Source organism: Sporosarcina sp. YIM B06819, from assembly GCF_033485175.1.
Taxonomy (GTDB): Bacteria; Bacillota; Bacilli; order Bacillales_A; family Planococcaceae; genus Sporosarcina.
Window position 1 is genome coordinate 15,962 of sequence record NZ_JAWLIQ010000024.1, and the last position, 11,238, is coordinate 27,199.

Annotated in this window: 10 protein-coding genes and 1 pseudogene; 10 read left to right on the plus strand and 1 reads right to left on the minus strand. The window is 43.2% G+C overall.

All coding sequences use genetic code 11. The features are described 5' to 3' along the window. Positions 1–53 precede the first annotated feature (53 nt). The 9 genes from purR to spoVT all read left to right on the plus strand — a co-directional run bounded on the left by purR (position 54) and on the right by spoVT (position 9,511). Complete coding sequence (gene purR, locus R2B72_RS14915; RefSeq protein WP_318617474.1) at positions 54–881, plus strand: pur operon repressor; 828 nt, start codon at positions 54–56, stop codon at positions 879–881. Position 882: 1 nt separating this feature from the next. Then, positions 883–1,260, plus strand: a complete 378-nt coding sequence (locus R2B72_RS14920) for a RidA family protein (RefSeq protein ID WP_318617475.1) — start codon at positions 883–885, stop codon at positions 1,258–1,260. A gap of 161 nt (positions 1,261–1,421) precedes the next feature. Next, complete coding sequence (gene spoVG, locus R2B72_RS14925; RefSeq protein ID WP_318617476.1) at positions 1,422–1,706, plus strand: septation regulator SpoVG; 285 nt, start codon at positions 1,422–1,424, stop codon at positions 1,704–1,706. A gap of 234 nt (positions 1,707–1,940) precedes the next feature. Continuing rightward, entirely contained in the window at positions 1,941–3,338 is a 1,398-nt protein-coding gene (gene glmU / locus R2B72_RS14930) for a bifunctional UDP-N-acetylglucosamine diphosphorylase/glucosamine-1-phosphate N-acetyltransferase GlmU (protein ID WP_318617477.1), read from the plus strand. Beyond that, positions 3,331–4,290, plus strand: a complete 960-nt coding sequence (locus R2B72_RS14935; RefSeq protein WP_318617478.1) for a ribose-phosphate diphosphokinase — start codon at positions 3,331–3,333, stop codon at positions 4,288–4,290. Before glmU ends, R2B72_RS14935 begins: the two co-directional genes overlap by 8 nt. Before the next feature lie 75 nt (positions 4,291–4,365). Further along, on the plus strand, positions 4,366–4,929 hold the full coding sequence (pth, locus tag R2B72_RS14940) for an aminoacyl-tRNA hydrolase (protein ID WP_318617479.1): 564 nt from the start codon (positions 4,366–4,368) through the stop codon (positions 4,927–4,929). Between the two features lie 55 nt (positions 4,930–4,984). Next, a complete protein-coding gene (locus R2B72_RS14945) occupies positions 4,985–5,215 on the plus strand; it encodes an anti-sigma-F factor Fin (RefSeq protein ID WP_318617480.1) in 231 nt (76 codons plus the stop codon). Positions 5,216–5,352: 137 nt separating this feature from the next. After that, positions 5,353–8,883 (plus strand): transcription-repair coupling factor, encoded by a 3,531-nt coding sequence (gene mfd / locus R2B72_RS14950; RefSeq protein ID WP_318617482.1) that lies wholly within the window; start codon positions 5,353–5,355, stop codon positions 8,881–8,883. Positions 8,884–8,974: 91 nt separating this feature from the next. Next, a complete protein-coding gene (spoVT, locus tag R2B72_RS14955) occupies positions 8,975–9,511 on the plus strand; it encodes a stage V sporulation protein T (protein ID WP_318617484.1) in 537 nt (178 codons plus the stop codon). Positions 9,512–9,536: 25 nt separating this feature from the next. Here the strand turns inward: spoVT and R2B72_RS14960 are convergent. After that, a pseudogene (locus tag R2B72_RS14960) lies at positions 9,537–9,788 on the minus strand (ATP-binding cassette domain-containing protein); the annotation flags it as partial. Between the two features lie 369 nt (positions 9,789–10,157). Between R2B72_RS14960 and splB the strand changes: the two are divergent. Continuing rightward, entirely contained in the window at positions 10,158–11,186 is a 1,029-nt protein-coding gene (splB, locus tag R2B72_RS14965; protein ID WP_318617485.1) for a spore photoproduct lyase, read from the plus strand. Positions 11,187–11,238: the final 52 nt, after the last annotated feature.

Consider the following 11,238-nt stretch of genomic DNA (forward strand, 5'->3'; position numbering starts at 1 on the left):
CGTATAATTGTGTTAATCTACGATTAAAACATTCGGGTTTTGGAGGCGGTACTATGAAGTGGAAGAGGAGTGAACGGCTTGTCGATATGACCCGACATCTGTTGGAATATCCACATGAACTCATACCACTGACCTTCTTTTCCGAACGTTACACAGCGGCAAAATCTTCGATTAGTGAAGATTTGACGATTGTAAAAGAAACGTTTGAGGAAAAAGGGACAGGAAAACTAGTGACGATGTCGGGGGCAACGGGAGGAGTGAAGTTCATTCCAAAAACGGCAGAATCAGATGTTCGTGAAGTGATGGCACTCCTTATGGAGAAACTCGGTCAGTCGGATCGATTGTTGCCCGGTGGCTATTTGTTTATGACAGACCTTCTCGGCAATCCACGCATCATGGACCGTGTCGGTAAAGTGTTTGCTTCGGCGTTTGCAGAAACGGATATCGATGTCATTATGACTGTGGCGACGAAAGGGATTCCGATTGCGCATGCGATCGCACGCCATCTCAACGTCCCAGTCGTTGTTGTCCGCCGTGATAGCAAAGTGACAGAAGGGCCAACTGTAAGCATTAATTATGTATCTGGTTCGACACGACGCATTCAGACAATGGTATTATCAAAGAGAAGCATGCAGAGTGGGCAGAAGGTGCTCATTACAGATGATTTCATGAAAGCCGGCGGCACAATGGTAGGCATGAAGAACTTGCTAGAGGAGTTCGGCTGTGAGCTTGCAGGTATTGCCGTTCTGGTGGAGGCCATTCATCCAGAAGAGGTGCTAGTGGATCATTATTTGTCCCTTGTGAAGCTTCATGCAGTGAACGAGAAAGATCGAACCATTGAGTTGGAAGAAGGCAATTACTTTTTGGAAGGTGGAAAATGATATGAATTATGTAGCGACAGAAAACGCACCACAAGCAATTGGACCTTATGCACAGGCCGTTAGCGTGAATGGATTCATCTATACATCTGGTCAAATTCCGTTGACTCCTGAAGGCTCACTTGTTGAGGGTTCTATTGAAGAGCAGACGCATCAAGTATTTGCTAATCTAAAAGCGGTTCTCGAAGAAGCTGGTTCTTCATTGGACAAGGTTGTGAAAGCAACCGTTTTCATTAAAGATATGAATGAATTTGCTGCTTTAAATGATATCTATGCACATCATTTTGGAGCGCACACACCCGCTCGGTCGACGGTGGAAGTGGCAAGATTGCCGAAAGACGTGAAAGTTGAAATTGAAGTGATTGCTTTAGCAGGGAAATAACCCGTGCCCGCCCGTTGAATTGGGCGGGTTTTTTTTATTTACTTAACTACAGACCCTACTATTCCTAATGTTAAAAAAATTAAGTTAGTAAAAAGAAGGAAATCGCTTACTTTTGTGGAATATAGTCGTCATGCGCTGTAAAGACAAAGGAGTGGTAAGGGATGGAAGTGACAGATGTGAGATTACGCAAGGTGGAGACTGACGGCAGAATGAAGGCCATCGCTTCAATTACGATTGACGATGAGTTTGTCGTCCATGATATTAGAGTAATAGATGGCAATGAAGGGTTGTTTGTTGCGATGCCAAGTAAACGGACGCCTGATGGAGAGTTCCGTGACGTGGCACATCCAATCAATTCGAATGCTCGTACAAAAATTCAAGATGCTGTGCTGAATGCGTACCATCTTTCTGTTGAAGAAGTGGCACTTGAAGTAGCTGGTGCATAATAGAGCTAAACGAAAACGTAAAAAACTGCCTGCAATAGGCAGTTTTTTTTATGTGTTAGGAATGAAAAAATTTAAATTGAATAGAATTTCGAAAATGAAAATAATAATAGTAAAAGATTATTATCTACTTGTCAAGTGAACGTGGTTGAAAAAAAGGGAGCTTTCGGATATAGTCAATAGTGAAAAACAATAATGGTCGTTTAGTTTTTATTTCTCATTGATGGGGGAAGTCAAATGGCGAATACATATGCTGTTGTACTTGCTGCTGGGCAAGGTACACGGATGAAGTCAAATTTATATAAAGTACTCCATCCGGTTTGCGGAAAGCCAATGGTCGAACATGTCATTGATCATATACGTGGACTTGGTGCAGACAAGATTGTAACAATTGTTGGTCATGGTGCAGGGCAGGTCGAAGAGACGCTTGGCGACAAGAGTGAATACGTGCTTCAAGCACAACAACTTGGAACTGCGCATGCCGTTCAGCAGGCAGAGCAGCTCATTGGTAGCCTCGATGGCACGACAATTGTTGTGTGTGGAGATACACCACTTATTCGCTCAGAAACGATGGAAGCGCTCGTTGCACATCACAATGAAAGCGGTGCGAAAGCTACAATCTTAACGGCTCATGCAGATGATCCGACAGGATACGGACGCATTATTCGGGGAGAAGACGGGCAAGTTCTTCGCAACGTCGAACAGAAGGATGCAACGCCAGAGGAGCAGAAAGTCATTGAAATCAATACAGGTACGTATTGCTTTGACAATCGGTTGCTTTTTGAAACGTTGAAAAAAGTAAAGAACGATAATGTACAAGGCGAGTATTATTTGCCAGATGTCGTTGGTATTTTGCAATCCGAGGGGGCACTCGTTTCAGCATATATGACAAGCGATTTCAGTGAAACGCTTGGTATTAATGATCGCGTTATTTTAGCGGAGGCAGAACGCGTTATGCGTGGTCGTATTGCTGACAAGCATATGCGAAATGGTGTAACAATCATCAGTCCTGAAAATACGTATATTAGTGCAGCGGCTGAAATTGGCCGTGATACATTATTGCAGCCAGGTACGATGATTGAAGGGCATACCATTATCGGAGAAAATTGTACGATTGGTCCCAACTGCCAAATTGTAGATAGTGTCATCGGTAACGATACAACTGTCCATTCATCGGTCGTGCTCGCTAGCAAAGTGGGCTCCGCTACAACGGTAGGACCGTTTGCGCATATTCGTCCAGATTCAAATCTCGGTGATAAAGTAAAAATCGGTAACTTCGTTGAAGTGAAAAAATCGACACTTGGTGAAGGTAGTAAAGTGTCTCATTTAAGCTATATTGGTGATACTACTGTCGGTTCACGTGTCAATGTTGGTTGCGGTACCATCACAGTCAACTATGACGGGAAGAATAAACATATTACAACAATTGAAGATGACGCCTTTATTGGCTGTAATTCAAATTTAATTGCACCGGTAACGGTTGAAAAAGGCGCTTATGTAGCGGCTGGATCAACAATTACGAAAAATGTCCCAGAAAGTTCACTTGCAATTGCGCGCGCGCGCCAAGAGAATAAAGAAGGCTATGTTAAAAAACTATACCCAAAATCAACTAACCAGGAGGGCCACGATGCCTAATCATTACCCGAACGATAAACTAAAGATCTTTTCTTTGAATTCTAACGAACCACTTGCGAAACAAGTCGCAGATGAAATTGGACGTCCGCTCGGTCAATGTTCTGTTAAACGATTCAGTGATGGAGAAGTTCAAATAAATATTGAAGAAAGCATCCGTGGTTGTGACGTATTCGTCATCCAGTCTACATCACAGCCAGTCAACGAACACTTGATGGAGCTATTGATCATGATTGATGCATTGAAGCGCGCATCTGCACGCGCCATTAATGTTGTTATGCCTTATTACGGTTATGCGCGCCAAGATAGAAAAGCACGTCCACGTGAACCAATTACTGCAAAACTCATTGCAAACTTGCTTGAAACTGCTGGAGCACATCGTGTGATTGCAATCGACTTGCACGCGCCACAAATTCAAGGTTTCTTTGATATTCCAATCGATCATCTTGTTGCGGAGCCAATTCTTACGGAATACTTTAAAGGCAAAGGGATTAGCAGTGACGAACTTGTTATTGTATCTCCAGACCACGGCGGTGTAACGCGTGCACGTAAGATGGCGGATCGCATGAAAGCACCGATTGCAATCATTGATAAGCGCCGTCCACGTCCGAATGTTGCTGAAGTAATGAACATCGTTGGGAATGTTGAAGGAAAAACAGCTATCTTAATTGATGATATTATCGATACAGCTGGCACGATTACGATTGCGGCAAGTGCTTTAATCGAAAGTGGAGCAAAAGAAGTGTATGCTTGTTGTACACACCCTGTATTGTCAGGTCCTGCAATTGAACGCATTGACAATTCACAAATTAAAGAATTGGTTATTACAAATTCAATCGAGCTTCCAGAAACGAAAAAGTCACCAAAAATACATGAGCTTTCTATTGCCAAACTTCTTGGCGATGCAATCGTTCGCGTATTCGAAGAAAAATCTGTTAGCACATTATTTGAGTAATAGGAAAACATGCGCATGGAAATCCGTGCGCATCTTTTCTGTTTCACCATCTACTGTAAAAAGGAAGAGAAAATTATGAAAATGATTATTGGACTCGGGAATCCGGGCAAACAATATGAAAAGACCCGCCATAACGTGGGTTTCCATGTCATTGATGAGCTTTGTGGCCGCCTGTCAGCACCAGCGATGCAAGCAAAATTCAATGGGATGTATACGGTTATTCATCGTCCAGAAGGAAAAGTGATGCTGGTCAAGCCGTTGACGTATATGAACTTGTCTGGCGAGTGTATCCGACCCTTGATGGATTATTTCGAGGTGGATGCGGACAATATAGTCGTGTTGTATGACGATCTTGATATTGCACCGGGGACGATTCGACTGCGCCAAAAAGGGAGTGCAGGTGGCCATAACGGCATGAAATCATTGATCGCGCATCTTGGGACAGACCAATTCAATAGGGTTCGTATTGGTGTGGGGCGTCCAACAGGTGGCATAAAAGTACCTGATTATGTGCTATCACCTTTTAGCAAAGATGAAGTTCCATTAATTGAGGAAATGGTACAAAAGAGCGCATCTGCTTGTGAAGCATGGATTACTAAACCTTTTCTTGATGTCATGAACACCTTTAATGGTGTGTGATGAATAACAGAGTCGTCTTTCGCCTATACTGAAGGTAAAAAGGGGCGGAGAATAGATGGCGATTCGTTATACATGCCGGCATTGCGCTACAGAAATTGGCACACTTCCGTTTGAATCTGTGAAGGACACCATCCTTCAACTACAAAAGGCGGATGAAGGGCAAGAGGAACAATTTTTGACGTATGAAAAAGATGGAGATTTGACAGTGCGTTGCATTTGCGAGCAGTGCCAGCAGTCACTCCAACGTTTCCCGGATTATTACACACTTAACAAGTGGCTTCAATAGGAGGTATGCTTTGGCGCTTGATGGCGTTCAAAGCTTTTTCTGTTTAACTTGACTCAGTGGGGTACCCCCACGCCGAGGCATGTTTGATTTTCTCTACTTCGACTGATTCATTTAATGAAAAGAAAGGATGTGTATGAATGAAAGCGCTTTTAGAATTATTTTTACAAGAAAAAGAGATTCGAAATCTAGTTGAAGAGTTGGAGATAGGGAAAGACCGCCAGCTAATTGCGGGACTTTCTGGAGGAGCGAAATCTGTCTTTTTCAAAACGCTCCAGCAATCTAGTAGCCAACCAATTCTAATTGTCTCTCCTAACCTATTGCAAGCGCAGCGTACATACGAAGACCTTGTTAAAATGTTGGGGGACTCACTCGTTCATTTGTATCCGGCAGAGGAGTTAATTGCGGCTGACTTTTCTATTTCTAGCTATGAACTTCGTGCCCAACGCATCGATACACTTGATCATATGGCCCGTGTAGGCAAAGGTATTTATATTACACCTATTGCAGGCATAAAAAAATTGTTACCGGCAAAAGAGCGTTGGCTGAGCAGTTCATTACTGACGAAAATAGGCGATACACTCGACATCACGAAATGGTTGGATCAGCTCGTGTCGATGGGGTATACAAGACAACCGATGGTAACGGCGCCAGGTGAATTTGCGTTGCGCGGAGGCATTTTAGATTTATACCCACTGAATATGGAAGACCCTGTTCGAATTGAATTATTTGATACGGAAGTCGACTCGATTCGTACGTTTTTTGCTGAAAATCAGCGTTCAACAGGCAAGCTTACAGAAATCACAATCCTTCCAGCATCAGAATTTGTTTGGGCAACTGAAGATTTAGTGGCTGTTGCGGGGAAATTAGAATTAGCACTTGGCGCTAGTTTGAAGAAGATGAAAGATGCGGAAGCGAAAGAACGGCTAACGTTAAATATGACGGGCGATATTGGCTTGTTGAAAGACGGTATTATTCCTGAGAATATGTTAAAATATGCATCGTTTTCAGCGGAAATTTCTTCTTTTGAAAGCTATTTCCCGGGCAATGGAACGATTTTATTCGATGAAATTGGGCGTATTCTTGAAGTCGCTGCATCACTGGAAGCGGAAGAAAAGGAATGGATGCTTGCTCTTCTGGAAGAAGGAAAGATTGTTCATGATGCGAAAATTTCTTGGTCATTTGATGAAATACACAGCATACTCAATCAACGAAAAGTGTATTTATCGTTATTTGTTCGTTCAATACCTGGCATTACCGTAAAAAAGACTGTGACGTTTTCGTGCAAACCGATGCAACAGTTTCATGGTCAGATGAATTTATTGAAAAATGAAATGGAACGTTGGCAACAAGGTCATTTCAATGTGTTCATTGTCGTGGATGGCGCGGAGCGCATGCAGAAAGTGCAGTCCATTTTACAAGACTATGACATGGCGTCAACCTTGGCGGGCAAAACATCGAATGCAGGGGCTGTGCTTGTTGTCGACGGAGATTTGTCTGCCGGATTTGAACTACCATTTCAACAAATCGCGGTCATAACAGATTCCGAATTGTTTAAAGGCAAACCGAAGCGTAAAGCCCGTCCGCAAAAGATGACCAATGCTGAGCGCATCAAAAGCTATTCAGAGATAAAGCCGGGGGACTATATTGTCCATGTGAATCACGGAATTGGTAAATACATTGGTATTGATAACTTAAGCCAAGGTGGTGTAGATAAAGACTTCCTCGTCATTCATTTCCGTGGGGAAGATAAGTTGTACGTTCCGACGGACAAGATTGATTTGATCCAGAAATATGTTGCGTCTGGTGAAAAAGAGCCGAAATTGCATAAGATGGGCAGTGCGGATTGGAAGAAAACGAAAAGTAAAGTATCGGCCGCTGTGCAGGATATCGCCGACGATCTCATCCTTCTATATGCTAAACGTGAGTCAGAAAAAGGCCATGCCTTTGCACCGGATGATGATTTGCAACGAGCATTTGAAAATGCATTCCCTTATGACGAGACGGATGATCAGCTACGCTCCATTCAGGAAGTGAAGCAGGACATGGAAAGAGAGCGCCCGATGGATCGATTGCTTTGTGGAGATGTTGGCTATGGTAAAACAGAAGTAGCTATCCGCGCAGCGTTCAAGGCCGTGGCAGACGGTAAACAGGCGGCATTCCTTGTACCGACGACAATTCTTGCCCAACAGCATTATGAAACGATGAAAGAGCGTTTTGCTGGTTTTCCAATAGAAGTATCGTTGTTAAATCGTTTCCGAACAAAAAAGCAACAAACAGAAACATTAAAAGGGGTAAAAGCCGGCACAATTGATATTGTTGTAGGTACACATCGTCTTCTATCAAAAGACGTCGTCTATCAAGATCTTGGTCTATTAATTGTGGATGAAGAGCAGCGATTTGGTGTGACGCATAAAGAGAAATTGAAGCAGTTGAAAACAAATGTGGACGTCTTGACCTTGACGGCGACGCCAATTCCACGGACGCTCCATATGTCGATGCTGGGTGTTCGAGATCTATCTGTCATCGAAACGCCTCCGGCAAACCGATTCCCTGTTCAGACCTATGTCATGGAACATAACTTCGGACTAGTTCGCGAAGCGATTGAACGAGAAATGGGGCGAGGTGGGCAAGTGTTCTACTTATACAATCGCGTGGAAGATATGACGCGAAAAGTGGATGAGATCAGGCAACTGGTCCCTGAAGCCAGGGTAGGATTTGCGCATGGACAAATGGGTGAGTCGGCACTTGAATCGGTTATTCTCAGCTTTCTTGAAGGCGAATATGATGTGCTGGTTACGACGACCATTATTGAAACGGGTATCGATATTCCAAACGTTAATACGCTAATTGTACATGATGCGGACCGTATGGGCTTATCACAGCTTTATCAGCTTCGTGGACGAGTTGGCCGTTCGAATCGTGTGGCATATGCTTATTTCCTTTATCAACGGGATAAGGTGTTGACAGAAGTAGCTGAAAATCGTCTACAAGCCATTAAAGAATTTACCGAACTCGGTTCCGGCTTTAAAATTGCGATGCGTGACTTGTCCATTCGTGGGGCAGGTAATTTGTTAGGCGCACAGCAGCACGGCTTTATTGATTCGGTTGGGTTCGATTTGTATTCGCAAATGCTACAGGAAGCGATTGAGGAGAAGCAAACAGGTATTGTAAAGGCAGATATTCAGGAAATGGAAATCTCATTACCCGTCAACGCTTATATTCCGGATACTTATGTCCGTGATGGCTTCCAAAAGATTCAAATGTACAAACGGGTAAAAGCAATTGATAGCGAAGCGGATTATAGCGAGCTGGTGGATGAAATGACAGACCGTTTCGGCGACATGCCATTGGAAGCCGATTTATTGCTCCGTGTTGCGCGCATTAAGGCGTGGGGACGACTTGCAGGAGTAGAATCAATCAAGAAAGTGAATACTCGTATTGAAGTGCGTATTTCCCCGCAAGGAACGGCGACAACAGACGGTGCTAAATTAGTATCTGAATCGATGAAGTTCGGTCGCGCGGTTGGGTTCACAATGGAGAATGGTCAGCTCATTATGAATGTCGATGAACGCCATACAGGACAACAAACAGCATTTGATGTGCTCGAGGAAATGATGAGGCTTCTTCAATCGGCTGTAAAGGAAGCAGTTGTTTCTGATTCCGTCTAAAGGACATGTTGCATATTTTGCCCAAATTTGATGCATACTACATTTGAAACAACGGTAAAGCTCAATTTTGTGGAAAGTGAGGCATCATGGTATGAAGGCAACGGGAATCGTCCGCAGAATCGACGATCTAGGAAGGATAGTCATTCCAAAGGAAATTAGGAGAACGCTCCGAATTCGTGAAGGGGATCCACTTGAAATTTTCACTGATCGAGATGGCGAAGTAATTTTGAAGAAATATTCACCGATATCGGAACTGGGAGAGTTTGCGAAAGAGTACGCGGAAACGCTGTATGAAACGCTTGGCACACCTACCCTCATTAGCGATCGAGATGAAATGATCGCGGTCTCTGGTTTATCGAAGAAGGATTATTTAAACCGCCAGCTATCTCCAGATATTGAGGAAATCCTAGCAGGCCGTAAACTCGTCATCGAAAAACTTGAAAAAGCAGTGGAATGGATACCAGGACACGTCGAACAGGTTAAATCCTATTGTATCGTGCCTATTGTAGCGGGCGGCGATACGATTGGTGCTGTTTACTTGCTATCGAAGGTCCATTTCATTGGTGAACCTGAACAAAAGGCAGCAGAAACAGCTGCACATTTTTTATCAAAACAGATGGAACAGTAAAAACAGCCCACATGGACCGAGAATTTGACGGTTTTTGTGGGTTGTTTTTTTTGAAAGATAGCTCTGCTAGCTGTTTTGCTACATCCTTCGTTTTCTGCTCATGAATGGATTTACCATCGAGGTAAACAATACCTTTTTGGGGTTTAAGCAGACGTGCCCTAATTAATAATATTGTTTATTTCCCAGAACCATTCGCCCCGACCAACGTTGAAGTTTTTCAATAGGGGATATGCAAGTGCAGTTCTTCTACAATGATGCGGATAGGTTGAGACCGCAATTTTCCGCTAACAGGCGGTGAAGCGTGGTCAATGTCCCAGTTGTCGTTAACATTAGAAGTACTTTCTACGGCGAAGTGGGTGTAGTAAGTAGAAATAGGTTGCGTAATAGGAGTAATTGAAAATGATTCAGTCCCCGAAGGTAACACAACCATGTTCCCTTTCCATAAAACCCTGTTAAATTAGATTTTGCCGAGGATAGTTTCATAGTATTGAGACGATTCGTTTCAAGGGTTGGCATAAATGATAAAAGCAGGAACTCATCTAAAAATAGATGAGTTCCTGTTCATAATTTCTTCGTTTTAAGACAAGCTATAAAAAAGAGGAGGGTGACGGAATGGATAATAATTATAGATTAGGTATTTGGCGATATGAATAAACCCTTTATACCGCAGCTTGTCTATTTTGAGCCCAATGCACTGGATTATCCGCTTGGAAAAGAACTAAAAGAAAAGTTCGTTAAAATGGGTATTGAAACGCGCTTTACGACTTCGCATAATCAAATTCGAGATTTGCCGGGTGATACGGACGCTCAGAAATATCGTATCGCCAAATCCACCCTAGTCGTAGGGATTCGAAAAACGCTGAAATTCGATACGTCCAAGCCTTCAGCTGAATATGCAATCCCTCTTGCGACAGGGTGTATGGGGCATTGTCATTATTGTTATTTGCAAACGACGATGGGCAGCAAACCATATATTCGAACTTACGTGAACGTGGAGGAGATTTTCGAAGCGGCTGACCGCTACATCGAAGAACGCGCACCTGAGATTACTCGATTCGAAGCGGCGTGTACATCCGATATTGTAGGAATTGACCATCTGACGCATTCGTTAAAAAAAGCAATTGAGTATATTGGTCAAACAGAACTAGGGAGGCTCCGATTTGTAACGAAATTCCATTTTGTCGACCATTTGCTGGATGCCAAGCATAATGGCAAGACGCGATTCAGATTTAGCGTAAACGCTGAGTATGTCATTAAAAATTTCGAGCCTGGCACGTCTCCTTTAAATAAAAGAATCGAGGCTGCAGGGAAAGTGGCAAGAGCTGGTTATCCACTAGGCTTTATCGTTGCTCCCATTTACCTTCATGAAGGCTGGGAGGAAGGCTACCGCCACATGTTTGAGCGACTTGACGAGGAATTACCGCAAGATGCAAGAGATGATATTACATTTGAATTCATTCAACACCGATTTACGAAACCCGCGAAAAAAGTAATTGAAAAGAACTATCCGAAGACAAAGTTGGAGTTAGATGAAGAAAAAAGACGCTACAAATGGGGCAAGTATGGCATTGGTAAGTATATATACCAAAAGGACGAAGAAGATGAAATAAAATCTTATCTTTATGGCTATATGGAAAAGTACTTTCCAAATGCGAAGTTGGAGTATTTTACTTGAGCAATCAAGAAAAGCGTAACGACCCGGACGAAACTGGGACTTTACGCTTTTT